This window comes from Polaribacter sp. Q13 (assembly GCF_016858305.2).
Lineage (GTDB): Bacteria > Bacteroidota > Bacteroidia > Flavobacteriales > Flavobacteriaceae > Polaribacter.
The window spans coordinates 1,247,038-1,270,743 of sequence record NZ_CP074436.1 but is presented as its reverse complement, the minus strand read 5'-3'; the positions used below and the strand labels follow the sequence as shown (position 1 = coordinate 1,270,743).

Annotated in this window: 15 protein-coding genes; 9 read left to right on the top strand and 6 right to left on the bottom strand. The window is 31.1% G+C overall.

Annotated elements, in window-relative coordinates:
* Positions 1-117: 117 nt before the first annotated feature.
* Positions 118-561 carry a type I restriction enzyme HsdR N-terminal domain-containing protein gene (locus JOP69_RS05140; RefSeq protein WP_203392166.1) on the bottom strand — a complete coding sequence of 148 codons (444 nt, stop codon included), beginning with the start codon at positions 559-561 and terminating at the stop codon, positions 118-120.
* A gap of 17 nt (positions 562-578) precedes the next feature.
* On the opposite strand from JOP69_RS05140, the gene holA reads away from it, so the two are divergent.
* A complete protein-coding gene (holA, locus tag JOP69_RS05135; protein WP_203392167.1) occupies positions 579-1,580 on the top strand; it encodes a DNA polymerase III subunit delta in 1,002 nt (333 codons plus the stop codon).
* Between the two features lies 1 nt (position 1,581).
* Positions 1,582-2,034, top strand: a complete 453-nt coding sequence (locus tag JOP69_RS05130; protein ID WP_203392168.1) for a DUF1569 domain-containing protein — start codon at positions 1,582-1,584, stop codon at positions 2,032-2,034.
* Between the two features lie 398 nt (positions 2,035-2,432).
* Here the strand turns inward: JOP69_RS05130 and JOP69_RS05125 are convergent, their stop codons facing one another.
* The 5 genes from JOP69_RS05125 to JOP69_RS05105 form a co-directional block, all read right to left on the bottom strand.
* Complete coding sequence (locus tag JOP69_RS05125; protein WP_203392169.1) at positions 2,433-5,201, bottom strand: alpha-amylase family glycosyl hydrolase; 2,769 nt, start codon at positions 5,199-5,201, stop codon at positions 2,433-2,435.
* Positions 5,202-5,264: 63 nt separating this feature from the next.
* Positions 5,265-6,941 carry a SusE domain-containing protein gene (locus JOP69_RS05120; RefSeq protein WP_203392170.1) on the bottom strand — a complete coding sequence of 559 codons (1,677 nt, stop codon included), beginning with the start codon at positions 6,939-6,941 and terminating at the stop codon, positions 5,265-5,267.
* A 21-nt stretch (positions 6,942-6,962) separates the two neighbouring features.
* Positions 6,963-8,102, bottom strand: a complete 1,140-nt coding sequence (locus JOP69_RS05115) for a SusE domain-containing protein (RefSeq protein ID WP_203392171.1) — start codon at positions 8,100-8,102, stop codon at positions 6,963-6,965.
* An 18-nt stretch (positions 8,103-8,120) separates the two neighbouring features.
* Positions 8,121-9,734 carry a RagB/SusD family nutrient uptake outer membrane protein gene (locus JOP69_RS05110; protein WP_203392172.1) on the bottom strand — a complete coding sequence of 538 codons (1,614 nt, stop codon included), beginning with the start codon at positions 9,732-9,734 and terminating at the stop codon, positions 8,121-8,123.
* A gap of 10 nt (positions 9,735-9,744) precedes the next feature.
* A complete protein-coding gene (locus tag JOP69_RS05105; RefSeq protein WP_203392173.1) occupies positions 9,745-12,666 on the bottom strand; it encodes a SusC/RagA family TonB-linked outer membrane protein in 2,922 nt (973 codons plus the stop codon).
* Between the two features lie 201 nt (positions 12,667-12,867).
* On the opposite strand from JOP69_RS05105, the gene JOP69_RS05100 reads away from it, so the two are divergent.
* The 7 genes from JOP69_RS05100 (at position 12,868) to JOP69_RS05070 (ending at position 23,701) form a co-directional block, all read left to right on the top strand.
* Positions 12,868-13,890, top strand: coding sequence for a LacI family DNA-binding transcriptional regulator (locus tag JOP69_RS05100; protein ID WP_203392174.1), 1,023 nt, complete (start codon positions 12,868-12,870; stop codon positions 13,888-13,890).
* Between the two features lie 145 nt (positions 13,891-14,035).
* Positions 14,036-15,406, top strand: coding sequence for an MFS transporter (locus JOP69_RS05095; protein WP_203392175.1), 1,371 nt, complete (start codon positions 14,036-14,038; stop codon positions 15,404-15,406).
* Between the two features lie 73 nt (positions 15,407-15,479).
* Entirely contained in the window at positions 15,480-16,133 is a 654-nt protein-coding gene (pgmB, locus tag JOP69_RS05090; RefSeq protein ID WP_203392176.1) for a beta-phosphoglucomutase, read from the top strand.
* A gap of 128 nt (positions 16,134-16,261) precedes the next feature.
* On the top strand, positions 16,262-18,556 hold the full coding sequence (locus JOP69_RS05085) for a glycoside hydrolase family 65 protein (RefSeq protein WP_203392177.1): 2,295 nt from the start codon (positions 16,262-16,264) through the stop codon (positions 18,554-18,556).
* Positions 18,557-18,621: 65 nt separating this feature from the next.
* Positions 18,622-19,206, top strand: a complete 585-nt coding sequence (locus JOP69_RS05080; protein ID WP_203392178.1) for a transposase — start codon at positions 18,622-18,624, stop codon at positions 19,204-19,206.
* Positions 19,207-19,264: 58 nt separating this feature from the next.
* Complete coding sequence (locus JOP69_RS05075; protein ID WP_203392179.1) at positions 19,265-21,217, top strand: glycoside hydrolase family 13 protein; 1,953 nt, start codon at positions 19,265-19,267, stop codon at positions 21,215-21,217.
* A gap of 60 nt (positions 21,218-21,277) precedes the next feature.
* Positions 21,278-23,701: a TIM-barrel domain-containing protein gene (locus tag JOP69_RS05070; protein ID WP_203392180.1), complete on the top strand. Its 2,424-nt coding sequence runs from the start codon at positions 21,278-21,280 to the stop codon at positions 23,699-23,701.
* Positions 23,702-23,706: the final 5 nt, after the last annotated feature.

Here is a 23,706-nt window from a genome sequence, read left to right as displayed (position 1 = left end):
TTTCTTAATAAAAACGATAAACTTAACGAAGCTTATATAAGGTTATTATGGCATCGGATATTAGAATTTGTTTTATGTAATGAATCTTAATTTCTGCTATCGCAGGATTTACCAATTTTATTTATAATTAGGTATTTCTTTTAGAAAAATATATGTCTCATTTTCAAAATCCATTTTGCAGTAAAAATGCTCTAAACCATTGGTAACTATTAAAAATGTAGCTTTTAATTTTAAGTTATAACGAGCAATTTGATCAAAAGTATCTTGTGTAATTTTAATAGAAGGTGCTTTGCATTCTACAATAATTTCATGATTTCCTTCTTTATTAAAAACTAAAATGTCAGTTCTTTTTTTGCGATTATTAATGGTTAACTGTTTTTCTAAAGCAATTAAAGAAGTAGGATATTTTTTTTCATCGATCAAAAAATGTACATAATGCTGTCTAACCCATTCTTCTGGAGTTAAAACCATATATTTTTTTCTCAAATTATCAAAAATAAGCGTCTTATTTTCGCTACTTTTGAGCTTGAAGTTATAAGTTGGTAGGTTGAGTTTTTGCATCAGTCAAAAGTAAGAAAATGAACGAAATAAGAAGTATTGTTTCAGAGATAAAGAAAGGGAATATAAAGCCTATTTATTTTTTAATGGGTGATGAGCCTTATTATATTGATAAAATTTCTGATTATATAGAAGAAAATGTTTTAGATGAATCCGAAAAAGGGTTCAATCAGCAAGTAATGTATGGGAGAGATGCTAGTATAGAAGATATTGTTTCTTCGGCAAAACGCTACCCAATGATGGCCGAAAGACAAGTTATAATTGTAAAAGAAGCGCAAGATCTAAGCAGAAATATAGAAAAGTTAGTTTCTTATGCAGAAAATCCGCAACCAACCACTGTTTTAGTTTTTAATTATAAGTATAAAAAATTAGATAAGCGAAAAAAATTGCACAAAGTAATCGCTAAAACAGGTTTAGTTTACGAAAGTAAAAAGCTGTATGAAAATCAGGTTTCAGATTGGATTCGTAGAGTATTAAGTGGTAAAAAATATCAAATAGAGCCGAAAGCTTCTCAAATGTTAGTAGAATTTTTAGGTACAGATTTAAGTAAAATATCTAATGAATTAGATAAATTAATGCTAATTCTACCTAAAGATACTATAATTGATGACAAACATATTGAAGATAATATTGGTATTTCTAAGGACTTTAATAATTTTGAATTACGAAAGTCGGTAGGAGAAAAAAATATTGTAAAAGCGAATAGAATTATAAATTATTTTGCAGAAAATCCTAAAAATAACCCTTTGGTAATGACGATTTCTTTATTAAATGGTTTCTTTACACAACTGCTATTATTTCATGGATTAAAAGATAAGTCTAAAGGATCTGTAGCAAAATCACTTGGCGTGAGTCCGTATTTTGTAGATGAATATTTTTTGGCTGCTAAGAATTATCCGATGCGAAAAGTAGCGCAAGTAATTGCTTTTTTGCGAGATGCAGACGTAAAGAGTAAAGGAGTAGGAGCAAGCCAAACTCAAAAAGATATTTTAAAAGAACTATTATTTAAAATACTACATTAATATGAAAAATATTTTTGAGAAAGAAATCACCAATGAAGTTATTAAAAGAATTAATAATTTAACAACGTCCACAAAACCAACTTGGGGTAAAATGTCTGTTTCACAAATGTTATCGCATTGTTCTGTAAGTTATGAAATGGTTTATACGGATAAATATCCAAAGCCAAATGCATTTACCAAATGGATACTAAAAATGTTTGTGAAAAAGATTGTTGTTTCGGAAAAACCGTATGCTAAAAATGGAAAAACCGCTGCTCAATTCATTATTTCTGATGATAAGGAGTTTGAGGTTGAAAAGAAAATTTTAATAGATTATATAACTAAAACGCAAGAATTAGGAGAAGCTTATTTTGAAGGAAAGGAATCTCATTCTTTTGGGGAGTTAACTGCCGTAGAGTGGAATAATTCGTTCTATAAACATTTAGATCATCATTTAACTCAGTTTGGAGTTTAAGTATGATATTACTTAACCCATTTTGATTTTATAAAATTATAGGAAGAACGGATATCGTATTATCATTTAAAACAAAGAGAGAAATTATATAAAGATACTTAATTATAGATTTTTCTGAATTATGAGATTTCTCCTATCGCATAAATGACAAAACTGCATGTCATCATTTCCGCTTGTGAAATTTTTTTCTCGGGTCTCAGAAAGACATCTTGAGTTATAATTTGTTTTACGACATTATAGAATTCATTTGGGATTATAGGTTGAAATAACATTAGGAAGTGTTTTTACTCGAATTGATTGATTTTTTATCAATTATAAAACAACTTTATTTATAATATAAAAGCGAGCAATAAAATATTTACTGCTCGCTTTCTTAATTAATATCACTAATAATTGTCTTAATTCACAATCAACTTTTTAGTTAAAACTTGATTTTTTGAATCTTCAATTTTTATAAAATAAATACCTTTTTTTAAAGTTGATATTTCAAAGTAATTTGTTTTTATCACTTCATTAGAAAAGGATTTTACTTGTTTTCCGGTAACATCAAAAATGGTCACTTCATTTGTTTTATCAGAAAGAACAAAGTGTGTTTTAGCCGGATTTGGATACAGTTTCATAGAACTTATATTATCAACTGTAAAATCATCCGAAGAAAGAGAAGCAGGATTATTTGCATACACTTTAAATTCTCCGGGTGCTAAAGAAATAGTACTCGTTGTATTGGTAACAGAAATAGTAGTGTTATTTTTTAGTAAATTGTACCAAGTACCCGTTTGTTGAAAAGCAGGAGAAATACTTTGAGTTGTTACGCCAAAGTTTCCTATAATAACAATGTTTTGTATGTCTGAAGCAGCTGCATCTGTTAAGTGAATGGTATTTAATCCGTTAGCATTACCAACATCTAACGTGAAATCTGAAGTCTCAAAAATATCATATTGTAGTTTTAATTTAATTAATTTAGACCAAGTTTCTTTAACAGCTCTTCTGTTTTCGTTTGCTAAATAATTCCATAAAATAGGTTTATTACCCGTTCTTCCATTTTGTTCTATAGAAATATCATAACCCAATTCGCCAAATTGCCAAATCATTTTTGGACCTGGAATAGTAAAATAAAAGGCACCAGCTAATTCTTCTCTTTCTAAAGCGGTATTAAGGTTTTTAATATTGTAGCTACCACTAGAATTACCATATTGTAGATTCTTGTACATTAAACGCTCTTCATCATGGCTTTCCATATAACTTACATTTGCAGGTACAGACCAACCTCTATTTTTATAAGAAATCCAAGAGAAATCTGCATCACTACCAAAGCCCATAGTAGCTTGGTTATATTGATGGTTGTGATTGCCCCAAACCATAATTCCTTTTCCTTCGTCTAATTTATAATTTACCCATTCTGTTTCTTCTGCATTGGTACCTAAATGTTCGAAAATGATATAAAAACTGGGGTCTATTTCCCATTGGTTATCTGCATATTCTTTTAAAACATCAACTCTATCTTGTTGGTAAGCGTTTGTACAATTTTGGTCAGAATCAGAACAGTTTTGAGTAAATCCTTTTGTTAAATCCCAACGGAAACCATCAATTTTATATTCATCAATCCAATATTGAGTAACTCTTTTTACGTAGTCTTTAGTGGCTTGTTTAGCGTGATTAAAATCATTGAAAACACTGTAAGAGTGTGTAGCTGTTTGATTGAAAAAAGGACTATCTACACTTGCTTGTCCTCCATAACCACCATTATCTGTATTGTACATTCTGTAGTATGGATTTTGGCCAGAAGCATGATTAAAAGCAACATCTATAATTACAGCGATTCCTCTTCTATGGCATTCATCTATAAATTGTTTAAAAGCAGTGGTATTACCATAATATTTGTCTAAAGCCATGTGAAAAGAAGGATTGTAGCCCCAAGATTCATTGCCGTCAAATTCCATAACTGGTAAAAACTCGATGGCATTAATGCCTAATTCTTCTAAATAATCTAATCTTGCTTTTACAGCATCATAAGAATGCAAGGCATCAAAATCTCTTATTAAAAGTTCGTAAATAACTAGGTCTGTTTTTGCAGGTTTGGTAAAAGAAGTGTTTTGCCAAGCATAAGGAGTGTCTCCTGTTCTTAATAAAGTTACTGCGTGGTTTGTTTTTCCTGTTGGATAACTTGGTAAGTTGGGATATGTAGTTGCGTTTATATATTGATCGTTAGATTCATCTAAAATAACGGTAGAGTATGGGTCTGCAACTCTTAAATCGGCATTAATTATATATTGATACATATAATCTGTTTGCGGAGTTAAACCAGTTAATTCAATCCAAAAGCGATCTTTAGTACTGTCTTTTTTTAATAAATAAGTATTGTTGATTTGCCAGTTGTTAAAACTACCAATTATATGCACAAACTCCTTATTGGGCGCATAAAACACTAAAGTAGCTTTTGTATTGTCTGATGTGTTTAAGTTAATTCCGTCTTTCATACCTGCAGGAACAACGGCTTCTGAAACCGTTGGTTTTACAATTGCTTGAAACGTTGTGCTTTTTGTTTCTCCGTTATTTGTAGCTTCTAAAATATAAGTAGTATTTTCTGTTACGGTAGGAGAAAAGCTATATGATGTTATGTTATTTTGTTGATTAATAACAGCTCCATTTGCTTTTAAGCTAAAGTTTGATGATAATGAAGTTGTTGCAGCAATTGGTAATGTTTCTCCAGAATTTAATATTGTTGTAGCTGTAGATGGTGAATTTAAAGTTAATTGATAAGCACCAACCTCAAAATATTGGTCTTGAGATTTTTTATCACCAGAACCATCTTTTGCCTTTACTAACATTCCAATTCGTCCAAGACCTGTTCTGTTATAAAAGGTGGTTGGTGTAAAAGTTATAGAGTAAGTGTCATTGTTATTTTTTGTTAGTTTTTGAGCTTCGTTAGAATTTGTCCAACTTCCGTTGTTTGGAGAATCTATAGAATTGGCATCATTGATATCATAAGACCAAGACCATAAATAGATATCTGAAACTCCCCATGAAGCAGCTGTAATATTAGATACTGTAATTGTTATGGGATCAGTTTCATTAAAAGTAGCAGGAGAAACAGAAAAAGTAACATTCTGTACCTGGCTAAAAGTAAAACTGGTTATAAATAAGATTAAAAAAGTAATTTTTTTCATAAAAAAGGCTTTTTAAAGACAAAGGCTACCTTAAGTAGGTAGCCTTTGTAATGTTTTATAAAATTATTGAACAGTTACTGTTCCTTTATTATAGTCTACTGTAATTGTATATGAACCATCTCCAGGAGATTTTACATTATTTTCATCTTCTCTAACAATCATACCAGGGTATGTTTTACTTTCTCCCCAATCATTATCCCAAGCTCCTTGTTGCGGTAAGAACTTAAATTCATCTGTAGATGTTAAAGTTTGAGTTAATTCAAACAATCCTTCAGATACTTTTGTGAAAGCAGGAGCTGTTGCATTGTCCCATCCATTTGGAGAACCTACTAAATAAAGATTTGTAGGGATTTCTATAAGATTAAAAGTTAAAGTATTAAAATCTAGGGTAACCATATAAGTACCTGCATTTTCTACTTTAATGTTTTGTTCTTCATCTAACTCTAAAGTTCCGGCAGTAGTTTTATTTTCTCCCCAATCTCCGTCCCAAGAGCCAGATGTTGGTAATAATTTAAATTCATCATTTGCAGAAAAAGCTTGAACTTTTACAAAAACTCCATTTCCAGAGGTGTTAAATTGTTGCGTAGCATCGGCATTATTCCAACCATTGTGAGCACCTACCATAAACATGGTGTCTATGTTTTGTAATCTAAAACTAAGTGTATTAAAGTCTATCATAACCAAATACGTACCTGTTGTTGTAACTTTTATGTTTTGTTCTCCTTCTTGCACTATTTTACCAACATTATTTGGGTCTTCACCATAATCTCCATCCCAAGCGCCAGAAGTTGGTAATAATTTAAACTCATCACCTGCAGAAAAAGCTTGTACTTTAGTAAATACACCATTTCCAGTAGTATAAAGTTTTTGTGTGGCATCAGCATTGTTCCATTCATTATGGGCACCTACCATAAATAAATTATCTGGTATTGCCGCTTTAAAGGCAGTTAAGGCAATGGTTATAGCATCTGAAGTTCTTTCTAAATCTCCTGAAGCCGATTTTGCAATTGCTTTAATTCTAAAATCGAAGTTTGTGGCAACATCTGCAACTCCTCCATTGGCAATTACTAAATCATTTAAGTCTTTATAAGAAATTTCGAATGTTGTAGAAGTTGATGAACCGATATTTGCAAGCGCAGCAAAACTTGTTCCTGCTTCTGCCATTTCTATTTCATAGCTAATAGCTAAACTACTTGTTTCTCCAATTTCAGGATCGTCCCAAGTAATAGTTAAGGCTGTTTCATCAGGATTCACATCTGTTAATACTTGAGAAAAAGTATTATCTGGGCTCGTAATTACTGGTGGTTTCACTGCAAATTTAGAAATTTGAAATAAAATTACATTAGACATTGAGCTACCTGTAGATAATCTTACATAGATTGGTGTATCTGTATAAGATTTTACATCCGTATTTTCTAAAGCTTTATTTAATTCAGCAACGGTTATGGTAAAGTTCTTTTTATCTGTTGTACCTAATTGAATAGGAGCATCAAAAGTACTTTCTAAATCCATTTCTACGGTATAGGTTGCAGAAGGATTAATTTCATCGATCCAAGTAATTGTAAACGCAGGGTTATCTAATAATTCTGAATTTAAAAACACGGTACTAATTCCTGGTGTTACTAACTCAAAAACAGCATCTGGACTTGTTATTGTTAAGCTCTCTTCTGTCTCACAAGCACCTAAAAAAAGTGTTAGTGATAAAAATAAGTAGCTTAATCTTTTTATATAAGTTTTCATTTTTTATCTATTTTTAAGTTATTATAAATTTAAAGGAATTAAGATATAACGACCAGTTAAATCATTAAACCAAACATCATAATCATCTTCTACAATTACTGGTATTGCACCACCACCATCGGTTGCTACACCAGAAAAAGAAGTAGAGCTTCCCCATTTAGCACTAGCACCTGTAACAAATTCTACTTCGCCAGGAGTTAAATGTATTTTAGTAGCAAACCAAATATGACCATCAAAAGCAAGAGGTGTCATTGCTGTGTTGGCAATACTAGATCCTTGTATTTCTAATGATGTAGGACTTATAATTCCTGCTTCATTAAAAGATTCTATAGAAAACTCTTTAGAAGCAAAGTTTATTTTAAAAGTATAAAAACCATCAGATTTTACACCAAATCTTCCTGGATCGGCTTCTTGTGTTGCAGGGTTACCAGCAATATCTCCTTCAGTTTCTATTGGGTCTTCGTTATCTGGGTATGTAGTTCCCCATTGATTAGTCCATTCTCCTTTCGTTTCAATAACTTTAAATCTTCCTTCACCATCATCGGCAGAAGATTTTGAGAAATAACCAGTATAGTAAAAAGTATTACTATCTGTTTCGTCTCTAAATAAAGCGGGATTGTTACCTGTAGCTAAATTATCCCAACCAGGTGCAGTTGCATTACCTACTAAATAATAATCATTAAAAGAGTAATTAAAGTAAGGGTATACACTAAATTGAACTGTATTTGATGCAGCTGTTTCGCTATTTTGAGTTCCTAAAGAAGAAACAATTCTTATATAGATGTCTGACCAATTAAATGGATTGATTCCTGCGTTACCTGCCGCCGCATTTACCTCATTGATAGATAATGTAACCGAAGTTTTACCTGAAATAGTAGACGCAGTAACGGGTTCTGTAAAAGCATCATCTTTAGAAAATTGAATGGCATAATTAACAGCCGCTTGAATTCCATAATCGGCTTCATCCCAATTTAAAGTTAAAGCTGGGTTTGATGTATTTACAGCGTCTAATTCTAATTGTGTGAAATTTAATTCAGCTAGAGTAGGAGCTGTTGGTGCTGATATCGTAAATGTATCAGAAGTGTCATCGCAAGATTGGAAAAATAAAAGTATTAGACCAATGATACTAACTGCTGAAAATCTTTTTATGTTTTTCATCATTTGTAATTTGTTTTTAAATTAATACCCAGTATTTTGAGTTAAATTAGGGTTAGAAGCTAAACTTGCAGTAGGTATTGGGTATACTTTCATGTAAGCTGGTAAAGCAATACCGTTGCTACCGTTTCCTTTCCAAGCCCAATTGTAATTACCTCCAGTAAATTTACCAAATCTAATTAAATCTTGTCTTCTGTGTGCTTCCCAATGTAATTCTCTTGCTCTTTCATCTAAAATAAAATCTAACGAAATGTCTGATGCTGTTAGGTTATTTTGAGGATTGTTTGCTCTTGTTCTTAAGGCGTTTATATAAGAGATCATATCTGCATCTGTTCCTCCAGAACCTCCTCTTAAATGAGCTTCTGCGTACATTAAATACACATCTGCTAATCTAAATAAAGGGAAATCTGTATCTACAAAAGTTTGATCTGATCCAAAGGTTCCTGTAGAGGTAGCATTCGAATATTTTTCTATTACATACCCTTGGTCTTTATCAGAAATGTCTGTAATATCAATACTTCTAGTTCCAGAAATAATGGTATTTCTAGTATCTCCAGAAAAAATACCGCCATTAAATAATTCTGCAAATTGTTTTCGAATTCTTAAAGCGCCTCCCCAACCTGCGGCACCAACACCTAAAGGAATTCCGTTTGCTTCTAAACTCCCTATTTCACCATTTACCATTACTGTTGTTGGTCCGTAGTTCTGTGTGATTAAACCATCTGAAATTAAGGGGAAAATAATTTCATTATTAGCAGAGTTCGTGTTGTTATCTGCCATAAATAAATGTGTATAATTGGTTGCTAAAGAAAATCCACCACCTAAAATTTTTGTACATTCAGCTAAACATTCTGTATATTTTGGCTCACCAATATAAACATCTGCATTTAAGTATATTTTAGCTAAAATCATCCACGCAACTGCTTTGTCTGCTCTACCATGTAGATTAGTTCTTGGAGCCATTAAATCTGCATCAATTGCTAATAATTCACTTTCTATAAATGTAAATAATTCCGCTCTATCCGCTTGCGGAGGATTAAAACCAGCAATTGGGTCAGTTTCTATAACCATAGGAGCTTTACCGTACAAGTCCATTAAGTTATAATAAGACAAAGCTCTTAACAAACGGGCTTCTGCTCTATAAGTAACAATGTCTGCTTTTGTATTGGCAGATACGTTTCTTGCATTTAATTTTTCTGGGGTTGTTTCTCTTAAGAAATTGTTAGCAAATGCTACGGTTACCATCGCTCTACTAAACATACCTAATATTACTGGATTTTGTGCAGTCCAAATATTACGTTGAATTTCTCTTGTACCAGGGTCATTCTCATAAGACCAAATCATTTGGTCTGCAGAAAGAGTTTGCAAATACAATAATGTTCTACCATATTGACTAGTACCTGCATCTAAACCTTTAATATTAGAACTTTCTGGACCATCAACTCCGGTTAAAGATAAGTTGGCATAAGTTCCGGCTAATACTTCTAAATAAGCGCTTTCATTTTCAAAAAGTGCTTCGCTTAAAACCGTTTGATCATCTTCTGGTACAATATTTAAATCGTTTGTACAAGAAGTAACTACTGATGTTAACAAAATAACAACGAATAGATTTTTTATTGTTTTTATATATTTTTTCATCTTGTTTTTATTAGAATTTAATATTAGCTCCAACTAAGAAGTTTCTAGATCTAGGATAAATTAAATTATCAATTCCATCAAACACTTCTGGGTCTAAACCAGAGTAGTTTGTTAAAGTAAATACATTTTGAACCCCAGCCCATAAGCGAATACTGCTGTAAGAGAATTTTTTAATTGGGTTGTTAAAAGTATATCCTAGAGTAACATTGTCCATTCTTAAATAAGAAGCATTTTCTATATAAATATCAGAATTTATAACGTTAGACGTTCTTAAGAAATCTGTGTTTAATACAGAGGTAGGCAAGTTTCCTAAAACAGCGTTGTCTTGTAATAATTCGTATTGTGCTCTAGAAGAGTTTACGTTATTATATACATAATTACCAAGGCTTGCTCTTAAGTTAAAACCTAAATCGAAATTTTTGTAATTAAAACTAGATTGAAAACCTAAAGTTACATCTGCATTTGGGTTTTCTTTTAAATAACGATCTTCATCATTAATAATACCATCATCATTTAAATCTGCATATGCTCCTTCTATTGGTTTGCCTGCAGTGTTGTATAGTTGTTTATATACGTGAAAAGAGTTTGGTGCAAAACCTTCTCTTAATAATTGAATGGTATTTCCTGTTCCACCAGAAGTACCACCAGTTCTAACGTCTTGGTTATTTGCAAGCTCTGTAATTTTTCTATCTAAATACGTCGCGTTAAATGTAAAGTTCCAATTATAATCTTCACTTTTAAGGATGTCTCCATTTAAAGTAAACTCTAAACCTTTAATTTGTAATTGACCAATATTCTGAATTGTACTGTTACCAAAGTTTGTACCATCTGCTAAAGCAGCATCAAATAATAAATCATTAGATGTTTTTTGAAATGCACTTACAGATCCACTAAATTTATTATCAAACAAACCATAATCTACACCAAACTCTATAGTTGTTGTTTCTTCCCACTTTAAATTTGGGTTTACAACAGAAGGAATGGTAGATTTTATGGTGGAGTTTCCAAACAAATATCTAGAAGTTTCATTACCAAAACGGTATCTATCTAAATACAAATCATTAACACCAGGTATGTTTTGTTGTCCTGTTAAACCAACACTAGCTCTTAATTTTAAGTTTGAAATTACTTTAGAATCTTTTAAGAAATCTTCATCACTAATGTTCCATGCTAATGCAGCACCACCAAAGTTACCCCATTGATTGTCTGAACTAAAACGAGAAGTACCATCTCTTCTAAAATTTAAAGTAAGTAAATATTTTTGGTTGAATTTAAATTTAGCTCTACCAAAGAAACCAATATTAACAACATCTGGATCTGCAAAAGTTGTAGATATATTTTCTGGGTTATTTCTATTTCCAGAATTGGCACCAAAATTTTCGAATCGTTGATAAGAATAACCAGTGGTAAGATCTACATTAAAGTTATTGTAATCTTTTATATAGTTAAAATAAGTATCAAATAATTTATTACCTCTTTCTTGTGTATTAAATGCATTATTACCCAAATATAAAGCGTTAGACTGTGCAGGTGCTAATTTAGATGTTACATCACTATTTTCTGAATTAATTTTATCGAAACCAACATTTACAACAGCTCTTAATTCTGGTAAAAAATGAAATTTATAATCGAAATTTAAGTTTCCGTATTGTCTAAAAGCATATCCCGTATTGTTTCTTTGCAATAAAGATGCTACTGGGTTGGTTGTTCCGTTTGCAATTTCTCCGTTAGAAAAGTGTTGGTAATACCCACCAAACCTAGAAGAAGAATCATACACAGATTGTGTAGGGTCGTAACGTAAAGCAGCACCTATTTGTCCGGAATCTCCAAAACGACTGTCTTCAAAAACCCTGTTATAATTTAGGTTAATTTTTAAATGATCTTTAAATAAAGAAGGATTCATTGATAAGGAAATAGTTTTTCTATCAAACTGAGAAGTTAACAAAGCACCTTCTTGGTTTGCAAAACCTATAGATAATCTTGTAGGTATTGCCCCAAAAATTTGTCCTTTTGCAGTAAGATTATATAAAGAAGACGTTGTAGAACGTAATACTTTATCTTGCCAATTTGTATTTGCACTACCTAAAGCAGCAACATCTCCAGGTCTTTTTGCTGTAATTAAATTTCTATAATCATCAGCAGAAAAAACATTTACTTTATCTAATACTTCTCCAAAAGTATATTGCATATCAAAATCTAATGTAAATTCTTTTCTACCTTTTTTAGTAGTAATGATTATAACACCATTAGAAGCTCTAGAACCATAAATAGCGGTTGCAGAAGCATCTTTTAAAACAGAAAAAGACTCTATGTCATTAGGGTTAATGTTTGCTAATAAACCACGAGAACCAGCAATAGAAGCATCACTATTTTCTATAGGTAAACCATCAATAATAATTAAAGGACTGTTAGAAGCACCGATAGAAGAACCCCCACGAATTGTAATCTGAGATCCAGAACCAGGTGCACCACTTGTAGTAACACTTACCCCAGAAACCCTACCACTTAATAAATTTTCTGGTGTTACAATGTTCCCTTTTGTAAAATCTTTAGAGGTAATAGACTCTACAGAACCAGTAGCGTCTTTTACAGTAGTTGTACCATAACCTACCACTACAATCTCATCTAACGATTCTGCAGATTCTTCTAATACTACCGTAAGGTTATAATTTGTACCAATAGTAAGCTCTTTATCTGCAAAACCTAAATATCTAAAGACAAGAATGTCTCCTTTATTTATTTTATTAATACTAAAGATTCCATCAAAATCGGTTTGTATACCTTTTGTAGTACCTTTAATTACTACACTAACACCAGGCAAAGGATCACCAGATGTTTTATCTTTTACAACACCTTTAACTGTTTGTTGTGCAAACATGCTAAAAGAAGTAGTTAAAAGAATTCCAATTAACAATAATTTAAATTTTTTCATGTATATTTTGTTAAATTATAACTGTAAATTTGAGTTTGTGATTTTACAATAAATTTACATTCCACTCTGTAAATATACCTATTAGAGAAACATTTACAACATGATTTAAATCACGAAAACGTTTTCGTGTTAACAACTTTCTTTGAGTTATTATTACATAATTAATGAAATTTAACACTAATATTTTACTTTTGATAAATAATGAAGCAAAAAATAACCATAAAAACAATTGCTAAGGAATTAGGTGTTTCTACATCTACTGTTTCAAAAGCTCTAAAAGACAGTCATGAAATTAGTAAAGAAACAAAAGAGAAAATTCAAGCTTTTGCAGATTACTATAATTACAAACCTAATAGTTTAGCATTGCAACTTCGCAATCAGAAAACAAAAGTAATTGGCGTTATTTTACCTAAAATAGTACACCATTTTTTCTCTACAGTTATTATGGGGATAGAAGAAGGAGCTATAGAAAAAGGGTATCATATAATGGTGTGTTTTTCGAATGAATCCTATAAAAAGGAGGTAGAGACTCTAAAAGTTTTATCAAACGGAAGTGTAGATGGTTTAATCGTTTCAATAGCGAATGAAACTCTAGAAAATAAAGACTTTAAACATTTTCAGGATTTAGTATCAGAAGAAATTCCATTAGTATTATTTGATAGAGTTGTAGATGAAATTCTATGCGATAAAGTAGTGGTAGATGATGTTGGAGCTGGGTTTAAAGCTACCAAACATTTGTTAGAAATCGGAAGAAGTAAAATTGCTTTATTAACAACACCAAAACATGTGAATGTAGGAGCTTTAAGGAGGCAGGGCTATGAAAAAGCTTTGATTGAAGCCTATATTAAAACAGATTCTAAATTAATTATAGAGATTGATGAAAGTATTAATATCTGTAATCAAATAGAAAAAATATTTGAAGAAGATATCGATGGTATTTTTGCGGTAAATGAAATTTATGCAGCAAAGGCAATGAAATTAGCTAAAGATAAAGGTTTAAGGGTTCCTGAAGATATTGCAATCATTGGTTTTACAGATGGTTTAATCTCTAGGTACTCATCTCCATCTATAACCACTGTTGCACAACATGGTTTTGTTATGGGTAAACAAGCAGTAGAACTTTTAATAGAACGAATTGAAAAGGATTCTGAAGTTTACAAACCTAAAAAAATTGTTATTTCTAGCGACTTAAAACTACGAGAATCTACGAAAACGTCGTCGTAGATAGTTTTATTACTTTTCCATAAATTCAGATAAAATATCTACTTTTGTTTCATTAATCTGATTTATCAATAAATTACATTCCACAAAATTTATGAATTGATAAGTCTAGTCGCTTATCGTAATAGTTACTTAATAGAATACGATAATGGAAAAGCGTAAGTTAAGCTTCTGGCAAATCTGGAACATGAGTTTTGGATTTCTAGGAATACAATTCGGGTTCGCCTTGCAAGGTGGATTCATGTCAAGAATTTTTCAAACTTTAGGAGCCGGTAAGGAAGAAATTCCGATGCTTTGGATAGCCGCACCTTTAACAGGGTTACTTGTACAACCAATTATTGGTTATATGAGTGATAGAACTTGGAGTATAAAATGGGGGAGAAGAAAACCTTACTTTTTAGTAGGTGCTATTTTAAGTTCTTTAGCACTGTTTTTTGTACCTCATTCTCCTGTTTTATGGGTTGCTGCTGGTTTTTTATGGATTTTAGATGCATCTATAAATGTTTCTATGGAACCCTTTAGAGCTTTAGTAGCAGATAAATTACCACAATCTCAACGATCTTATGGTTTTGTTGTACAAACATTAATTATAGGTATTGGAACTTGGATTGCAAGTAATTTACCTTGGATGGTCTCTCAATTTGGTGTAAGTAATGAAGCGGCATCTGGTGTTGTACCAATGTCTGTAAAAATTGCTTTTGCTATTGGAGCATTTGTTTTTATGGCAAGTATTTTATATACCGTTTTTACAACGGATGAATATCCGCCAGAAGACATGGTAGAATTTGAAAAAGAAAAGGAGAAAAAGAATAATTTTATTCCAGATATCTTAAACAATATTGGCAGCATGCCAACCACAATGAAAAAATTGGGAGTGATTCAGTTTTTCTCATGGTTTGCTTTTTTTACCATGTGGTCTATGGCAAACCCTGCTTTAACAGAACATGTGTTTCATACGCCAGCTCCTATAGAAGCCGCTTTTAATATGGCAGATACGGTACAAGCAGAAGCGTTTAAAATAGCCAATACAAAATTTCAAGAATCATCTAATTCAGTAGGTTCTGCAATGGGAATTTACGGACTATCTTCAATGGTATTTGCTTTGTTATTAACCTTATATACTTCCAAAAGAAACATCAACAGAAAATATGTACATATGTTTTCTTTAATTATTGGAGGTGCAGGTTTTTTAGCGATGAGTTATGCATCACCAGAAAATTTAAAATATTGTTTTGTATTAATTGGTTTTGCCTGGGGTAGTATATTATCCATGCCATATGCGATGTTATCTAGTTCTGTAGATCCAAAGAAAATGGGAGTAATTATGGGAATATTTAATATGTTTATTGTAATTCCGCAAATTATTGCCGCATTAGGAGGGATTAATTATGTCTCTAATTTATTAGGAGAAGATGCTATTAATGCTATGACAGTTGCAGGAATTAGTTTAATAATTGCAGGTTTATGTAATTTATTAATTACCAATAAAAACGCAATTAGTTATCAAGAAGAGATTTAAAAATAAAAAGCATATATATTTAATTAGTTGACTTTAAAATTAATTAAATTTCAAAATTAAAATTTAAAAATACATGAAAAAAGGATTTATATTCGATTTGGATGGTGTTATTGTAGACACTGCAAAATACCATTATTTAGCTTGGAAAAAACTAGCAAACGAACTAGGTTTCGAGTTTAGTAAAGAACAAAACGAATTATTTAAAGGCGTAAGCAGAAAACGTTGTTTAGAAATTTTGTTAGAAATTGGTAATAGAGAAGCTACACAAGAAGAGTTTGATACTTGGATGATCGAAAAAAATGTAGATTATTTAAAGTATATCGAAAATATGGACGCTTCAGAGATTTTACCTGATGTGCCTAAAGTTTTAGAATTTTTAAAAGGACAAAATATTCCTATTGCTTTAGGTTCTGCGAGTAAAAATGCACAACCTATTTTAGAAAAAGTAGGACTTTTACACTATTTTGATACTATTGTAGATGGAAATAATGTAACCAAAGCAAAACCAGATCCTGAAGTTTTTCTTTTAGCAGCAAAACAATTAGGTGTAAATGCAAATGATTGTGTTGTTTTTGAAGATGCTGTTGCCGGTGTAGAAGCTGCAAATGCTGCAAAAATGATTAGTATAGGTATTGGAGATCAAAAAATACTTTCTGAAGCACAATTTAACTTTTTGGATTTTACAGAAATCAGTACTGATTTTATTCAGGAGTTGATTGATAAATAAGTAGGTCTAGAATAGAAACAAGACTAAAAAGAGTCAAGAAACAAGATCAAAAAATAAATTACATAGCAAGAGTCAGTCTAATAGCGTAGCGGTCTAGCATCTTTGCTCTTATATCTTAAAAAAACAAAATGAATCAAGATTATATCATACCAAACGAATGGTCTATTATAGAAGAAGGCTTTAATTCAGAGAAAGTAAAATCATCAGAAAGCTTGTTCAGTATTGGTAATGGCGCCATGGGACAAAGAGCAAATTTTGAAGAAAATTACTCAGGAGAAACTTTTCAAGGGAGTTATATTGGTGGTGTTTATTACCCAGATAAAACACGTGTTGGATGGTGGAAAAATGGATATCCAGAGTATTTTGCAAAGGTATTGAATGCACCAAATTGGATTGGAATTAACGTACTTATCAATGAGGAAAAATTAGATTTAAACACCTGTAAAGAGGTTTCTAAATTTAAGAGAGAGTTAAACATGCAAGAAGGTTGTTTGTCTAGAAGTTTTGAAGCTGTTTTACAAAACGGAATCAAAATTAATGTTGCTACAAAACGTTTTTTAAGTCTAGAAATCGATGAGATTGGTGCTATAAGTTACAATATTACTTTGTTAAATTCCGATGCTAAAATTACATATATTCCTTATATAGATGCAGGAATTACCAATGAAGATACCAATTGGGATGATCAATTTTGGGATGTTTTAAAAGTTTCTCAAAAGAACCAACAATCTTATATTGAGGCAAGAACCATGAAAACACATTTTTATACGTGTACTTTTATGGAATCTCGTTTTTTTATAGATAATAAAGAAGTTGAGGTGAGTGGTAAAAGTGAGCAAACTTCTAACTTAATTTCTTCTACATATCAACAAGATATTAAAGAAAATCAAACATTTACCATTCATAAATTTGGTGGTTATGTAGTTGATAGAGATCATGATAAAGAAGCATTAGTTGCTGCTGCAAAAGTAGCTTTAGACAAAGCTGTGAGTTTTGGTTTTGATGTTTTATTAGAAAAGCAAAAAGAATCTTGGGCACAAATCTGGAGCATGAGCGACATTACTATAGAGGGTGATGTAAAAGCACAACAAGGAATTCGTTTTAATATTTTTCAATTAAATCAAACGTATTTAGGTACAGATGCTAGTTTAAATATTGGTCCGAAAGGGTTTACAGGAGAAAAATATGGAGGAAGTACTTATTGGGATACTGAAGCATATTGTATTCCTTTTTATATGGCAACCAAAGATCAATCTGTTGCAAGAACCTTGTTAGAATACAGATACAATCATTTAGATAAAGCTATTGAAAATGCAGGAAAGTTAGGTTTTACTAATGGAGCTGCGTTGTATCCAATGGTAACCATGAATGGTGAAGAATGCCATAACGAATGGGAAATTACTTTTGAAGAAATTCATAGAAATGGTGCCATCGCTTTTGCTATTTATAACTATTATAGATTTACAAATGATTATTCTTACATTCCAGAAAAAGGATTGGAAGTTTTAATTGCCATTGCACGTTTTTGGCAACAAAGAGCAACTTTTTCTTCGGATAAAAACAAATTCATGATTTTGGGTGTTACAGGTCCTAATGAATATGAGAATAACATCAACAATAATTTTTACACGAATTACATTGCTAAATGGTGTATTAATTATGCGTTAGAAAATATCGAAACTGTAAAAACGGATCATGTTTCTGATTACATCAGAATAAAAGAAAAAGTTAATTTCACGGATGAAGAATTGGTGAAATGGAAAAGTGTTGCTGATGGAATGTATTTCCCATATTCAGAAAAAAACAAGGTGTATTTGCAACAAGATGGTTTCTTAGATAAAGAATTAATTACGGTTGCCAATTTAGATAAAAGCCAAAGACCAATAAATCAAAAATGGAGTTGGGACAGAATTTTACGTTCTCCGTACATAAAACAAGCCGATACTTTACAAGGTTTTTATATGTTCGAAGATGATTTTTCTACGGAAGAATTAGAACGTCATTTCGATTTTTACGAGCCATTTACGGTACATGAAAGTTCATTGTCTCCTTGTGTACACAGTATTCAGGCTGCAAAATTAGACAGAATGGACCAGGCGTATACGTTCTATTTACGTACTTCTCGTTTAGATTTAGACGATTATAATCACGAAGTAGAAGAAGGGTTACATATTACTTCTATGGCAGGAACTTGGATGAGTATTGTAGAAGGTTTTGGAGGAATGAGAGTAAAAAATAACACGCTTTCTTTTTCTCCAAAAATACCTAAAGGATGGAAAGCGTATTCATTTAAAGTGAATTTTAGACACCAAGTAATTACCGTAAATGTTTCTCAAACAGGAACTGAATTTACTTTAGCAGGAAAAGAAGCAATAGATATTTTGGTTGATGGAGCGCAAGTAACTGTGTCACCAAATAACTAAATATAAATACGAACCTCAAAGGTTTTTAAAACCTTTGAGGTTTACATAATAATCGAATTAAAAATATGGAAAAATATGATGTTTTAGAACCAGACCATTTTTACCATATTTATAATAGAGGAAATAATAAAGAAAATTTATTTGTTGAAGATAGTAATTATTCACATTTTTTAAATTTAGTAAAAAAGCATATTTCACCAATTGCAGATGTATATGTGTACTGTTTGTTGAAAAATCATTTTCATTTATTGATTAAAATAAAGTCAAGAGAAGAGTTATCATTAATTAATAAAATAAATTTAGATAAGTTATCTCAACCTTTTTCTAACTTATTTAATGCTTATACAAAAGCTATAAATAAAAAGTACAACAGAGAAGGAAGTTTGTTTAAAGTTAGATTTAAACGTAATAGAATTACGGATTTAAATTATTTAAGAAATGTAATTTTATATATTCATTTAAATCCTCTTAAACATGGTTTTACAGATAATTATCAAGAATATTTATATTCATCTTATAAATCTATTTTATCATCAAAACCAACAATTTTAAAGAGAGAAGAAGTAATTGTATTATTTGATGATAAAGATAATTTTATTCATGTTCATTATGAAAATGAACAAAGTGATAATTTTGAAGAACTTGAATAAATAGTAACAAAGCAAACCTCAAAGGTTTTTAAAACCTTTGAGGTTTAAATAGGATAAAATGAAACTATTAAAATACATCCTTTTAACTGTTCTTATAATTTTTGTTATCGTATTTTTGTTTTCATGCCAAAAACGAGAACAAAATAAAATGGAGGTTACTAAGGAAATTACAGCAGTAATAAACGAAATTGAAAGAGTAGAACCACCTAATTGGTTTATTGGTTTTAAGGATACTTCACTACAATTATTAGTTAAAGAAGAAAATATTGGGTTTGCAACACCTTCCATTTCTTACGAAGGGGTTTCTATTGAAAAAGTTAACAAAGCTAGAAGTAACAATTACTTATTTATTGATTTAATCATTGATAAATCAACAAATCCAGGTGTATTTAATATTGATTTTAATTTTACTGATGGTACAAAAAAAACGCATACGTATGAGTTAAAATCAAGAGAGAAAAACGCGGAAGATTATATTGGTTTTAACAGTTCTGATGCTATTTATTTAATTACACCAGATCGTTTTGCAAATGGAGATGATTCTAATAACATTAATTTAGCATTAAAAGAAACAGATATAGATCGTTCTGATAATTATAAGCGCCACGGTGGTGATATACAAGGAATCATAAATCATGTAGATTATATTTACGACTTAGGATTTACAGCTGTTTGGCCAACGCCAGTGTTAATAAATGATATGGCAGAAAGTTCTTATCATGGCTATGCAATTACAGATTTCTATACAGTAGATTCTCGTTTTGGTAATTTATCAGAATATAAAAAATTAGCTGATAAGTTAAGAGAAAAAAATATGAAATTAATCATGGATCAAGTTGCCAATCATTGTGGTATTGGCCATTGGTGGATGGAGGATTTACCTTTTGATGATTGGTTAAACAATCAAAAAAACTATGAAGAGAATATTAATAATTGGAATAATGAAACCAATATAGGATCTAATCATAGAAGAACTACAAATCAAGATATATATGCCGCAAAGGCTGATGTAAAAGGGAATAATGAAGGGTGGTTTTCGCCTAAAATGCCAGATTTAAACCAACGGAATCCATTTTTAGCCAAATATATTATTCAAAATAGTATCTGGTGGATAGAAACGTTGGGGTTAGGCGGTATTAGACAAGATACCTATCCATATCCAGATAAAGCCTTTATGAGTAATTGGGCAGGTGCTATTATGCATGAATACCCTAATTTTTCTATTGTAGGAGAAGAATGGAGTTACAACCCCTTAATTGTTGGTTATTGGCAACGAGGAGCTTGTAATAAAGATGGTTATGAGTCTAACTTAAAATCACCTATGGATTTTCCGATGCAAAAAGCTATTGTAGAAGGTTTAAATGAAGAAGAATCTTGGGATCAAGGGTTAGTAAAATTGTATGAAGGTTTAGCAAATGATTTTCATTATACAACTCCAAAAGATATTCTAGTTTTTTTAGATAACCATGATAAAACCCGGATATATACAGAACTATGGGAAGATCTTTATAAAGTGAAAATGGGTTTAAGTTATATGTTGACTTTGCCTAGAATTCCACAAATATATTATGGTACAGAAATTTTAATGAGCGATTCTGCAAATCCAGGAGATCATGGTTTAATTAGAAGTGATTTCCCTGGAGGTTGGACAGATGATGTTGTAAATGCTTTTACTGGAGAAGGGTTAAATGAATACCAAAAGGACATGCAATCTTTTATTAAAAAGCTTTTAAACTATCGTAAAAATAGTGCAGCCATTCATGATGGAAAAACAATACATTTTGCGCCTTTAATGGGTGTTTATTTCTTGTTTAGAATAAAAGATGATGAAACCGTAGTGCATATTATCAATAAAAATAAAGAACCTATTACGGTTGATTTAAACCGATTTGAAGAGGTTGGAATGAAAGGAAAAACAGTAAAAAATATTATTACAGACGAAGAGTTTGTATGGGGAAATGAAATTCAATTAACCGATAGAGGTAGTATTATTTTAACAACGAAAATATAGTTATAAATAAGCAGGTATTCCTTTTTGTAACAAAAACCAAAAGACTTAAAACACATTAATATGAAAACCTATATCATTCTTTTTTTATTATTGTTTATAGCATCTTTTGCTTTTACTCAAAACTCTAAAAGAGTTTTTAAAAAAGCAAGTGTTGATAAAGGAAATTTATTGAAAATTGAAGTGAATGATGGAATTTACCAAATTCAATTTTATAACTCTAAAATTGTAGAAACATCTTTTATTCCAAAAGGAGAAGAATTTAATTCTACTTCTCATGCGGTTGTTTTAAAACCAAATCTGGCAGATGTTCAGTTAAAAGAATCGGAATACTTTGTTGATTTTTCCTCAAAAGGTATTTCCGTAAAAATTCAAAAATCACCTTTTAAAATTTCTTATTTTTATAAGGATAAAGAAATTACATCAGAGAAAAAAGGATATTTTAAATCCAAACATCAACCGTTGGAATCGGTAAAAGGGAATATTGTAGCTAAAAAAACAGAAAAAATTGAATTCAATTTAACTGCTGAGGAAGTTTTATATGGAGCTGGAGCAAGAGCTTTAGGTATGAATAGAAGAGGTTACAGATTACCACTTTATAACAGAGCGCAATATGGCTACGAAACGCATGCAGAGTTAATGAACTTTACAATTCCGTTGGTAATTTCATCAAAAAAATACATGCTGCATTTTGATAATGCACCCATTGGTTATTTAGATTTAGATAGTAAAAAAGACAATTCCTTAACGTATGAAACTATTTCTGGACGAAAAACTTATCAAGTTGTTGTAGGGGATTCTTGGGAAGATTTGGTGAATAATTATACCACTTTAACAGGAAAACAACCTTTGCCTGCCCGTTGGACTTTAGGTAATTTTTCTAGTAGATTTGGGTATCATTCTCAGCGAGAAACAGAAGCTACCATAGCTAAATTTCAAGAAGAAAAAATACCAGTAGATGCCGTGATTTTAGATTTGTATTGGTTTGGAAAAGAGTTGCAAGGCACCATGGGGAATCTTGAGGTTTACAAAGACTCTTTTCCTGATATTAAAGCAATGATTTCTAGGCTTAAAGACAAGGGAATTAAAACTGTTTTAATTACAGAACCTTTTATTTTATCCACTTCTAAAAAGTGGAATGAAGCTGAAGAAAAAGAAGTTTTAGCAACAGATTCCATAGGAAATTCAGCTAAATATGATTTCTATTTTGGTAATACAGGTATTGTAGATATTTACAAAAAGGAAGGAAAAGAGTGGTTTTGGAACATTTATAAAGAACTTATAAATCTTGGAGCAAAAGGACTTTGGGGAGATTTAGGAGAACCAGAAGTATTGCCGTCTTGGGTAAATTTCCAGAATAAAAAAGCAGATGAAATTCATAATATTTATGGACATGATTGGGCGCGTTTAATTTTTGAAGGATATCAAAAGGAATTTCCGCAAGAAAGACCGTTTATTTTAATGCGTGCAGGTTCTTCAGGTTCGCAACGTTTTGGTATGATTCCTTGGTCTGGAGATGTAAATAGAACTTGGGGCGGATTGCAATCTCAACCAGAAATTGCCTTACAAATGGGCATGCAAGGTTTGGGGTATATGCATTCTGATTTAGGCGGATTTGCCGGAGATAATTTAGACGATAATTTATACACACGTTGGCTGCAATATGGTGTTTTTCAACCTATTTTTAGACCGCATGCGCAAGAAGGAGTTGCTAGTGAACCTGTTTTTAGAAGTGATAGCGCCAAGGAATTAGCTAAAAAAGCAATTGAATTACGCTACAAATTATTGCCTTATAATTACAATGTGGCTTTTGAAAACAATCAAAAAGGTACACCTTTAATGCGTCCTATTTTCTTTGAAGAAGATGATGAAAAGTTGATGAGTAATTCAACAACATATATGTGGGGAAAAGACTTTTTAATTACGCCAATATTAAAAGATGCCGTAAAAACAAAAGAAATTTATTTTCCTAAAACAGCCAATTGGTTTAATTTTTATACGGACGAAAAAGTTGAAGGAGGACAAACTAAAACTGTTCAGTTAAATGAAGAAACGATTCCTACCTATGTAAGAGGAGGTGTTTTTATTCCGATGACAAAAATTGTTCAAACAACAGATGATTATACAGGTGATGTTTTAGATCTTCATTATTATTACGATGCATCAGTGCAAAAAAGTGAGGGTTCAATGTATAATGACAATGGTTTACTTTCTAATGCTTTTGAGAAAGGAGCATATGAAATTCTAACCTTTGAATCTGAAATAACAAAACGTTGGTTAGAAATTGATTTAGAAGCAGAGTTAGGTGCTAATTGGAATTCATCAGAAAAAGAAATTAAATTAATCATACATAGTATCAATTGGAATCCTAAAAAGATAAAAATCGATGGAAAAGGAAAACAATTTTCATTAGAAAAAAATACACTTACCATTCCTTTAAAATGGAATACTAAGAAAGAATTAAGAGTAAAAATAGCATTAAAATAATAATC

Excerpts from the sequence above, each read along its gene's own strand:
- JOP69_RS05140 (WP_203392166.1), bottom strand. The coding sequence starts at position 561 with ATGCAAAAACTCAACCTACCAACTTATAACTTCAAGCTCAAAAGTAGC.
- holA (WP_203392167.1), top strand. The coding sequence starts at position 579 with ATGAACGAAATAAGAAGTATTGTTTCAGAGATAAAGAAAGGGAATATA.
- JOP69_RS05130 (WP_203392168.1), top strand. The coding sequence starts at position 1,582 with ATGAAAAATATTTTTGAGAAAGAAATCACCAATGAAGTTATTAAAAGA.
- JOP69_RS05125 (WP_203392169.1), bottom strand. The coding sequence starts at position 5,201 with ATGAAAAAAATTACTTTTTTAATCTTATTTATAACCAGTTTTACTTTT.
- JOP69_RS05120 (WP_203392170.1), bottom strand. The coding sequence starts at position 6,941 with ATGAAAACTTATATAAAAAGATTAAGCTACTTATTTTTATCACTAACA.
- JOP69_RS05115 (WP_203392171.1), bottom strand. The coding sequence starts at position 8,102 with ATGATGAAAAACATAAAAAGATTTTCAGCAGTTAGTATCATTGGTCTA.
- JOP69_RS05110 (WP_203392172.1), bottom strand. The coding sequence starts at position 9,734 with ATGAAAAAATATATAAAAACAATAAAAAATCTATTCGTTGTTATTTTG.
- JOP69_RS05105 (WP_203392173.1), bottom strand. The coding sequence starts at position 12,666 with ATGAAAAAATTTAAATTATTGTTAATTGGAATTCTTTTAACTACTTCT.
- JOP69_RS05100 (WP_203392174.1), top strand. The coding sequence starts at position 12,868 with ATGAAGCAAAAAATAACCATAAAAACAATTGCTAAGGAATTAGGTGTT.
- JOP69_RS05095 (WP_203392175.1), top strand. The coding sequence starts at position 14,036 with ATGGAAAAGCGTAAGTTAAGCTTCTGGCAAATCTGGAACATGAGTTTT.
- pgmB (WP_203392176.1), top strand. The coding sequence starts at position 15,480 with ATGAAAAAAGGATTTATATTCGATTTGGATGGTGTTATTGTAGACACT.
- JOP69_RS05085 (WP_203392177.1), top strand. The coding sequence starts at position 16,262 with ATGAATCAAGATTATATCATACCAAACGAATGGTCTATTATAGAAGAA.
- JOP69_RS05080 (WP_203392178.1), top strand. The coding sequence starts at position 18,622 with ATGGAAAAATATGATGTTTTAGAACCAGACCATTTTTACCATATTTAT.
- JOP69_RS05075 (WP_203392179.1), top strand. The coding sequence starts at position 19,265 with ATGAAACTATTAAAATACATCCTTTTAACTGTTCTTATAATTTTTGTT.
- JOP69_RS05070 (WP_203392180.1), top strand. The coding sequence starts at position 21,278 with ATGAAAACCTATATCATTCTTTTTTTATTATTGTTTATAGCATCTTTT.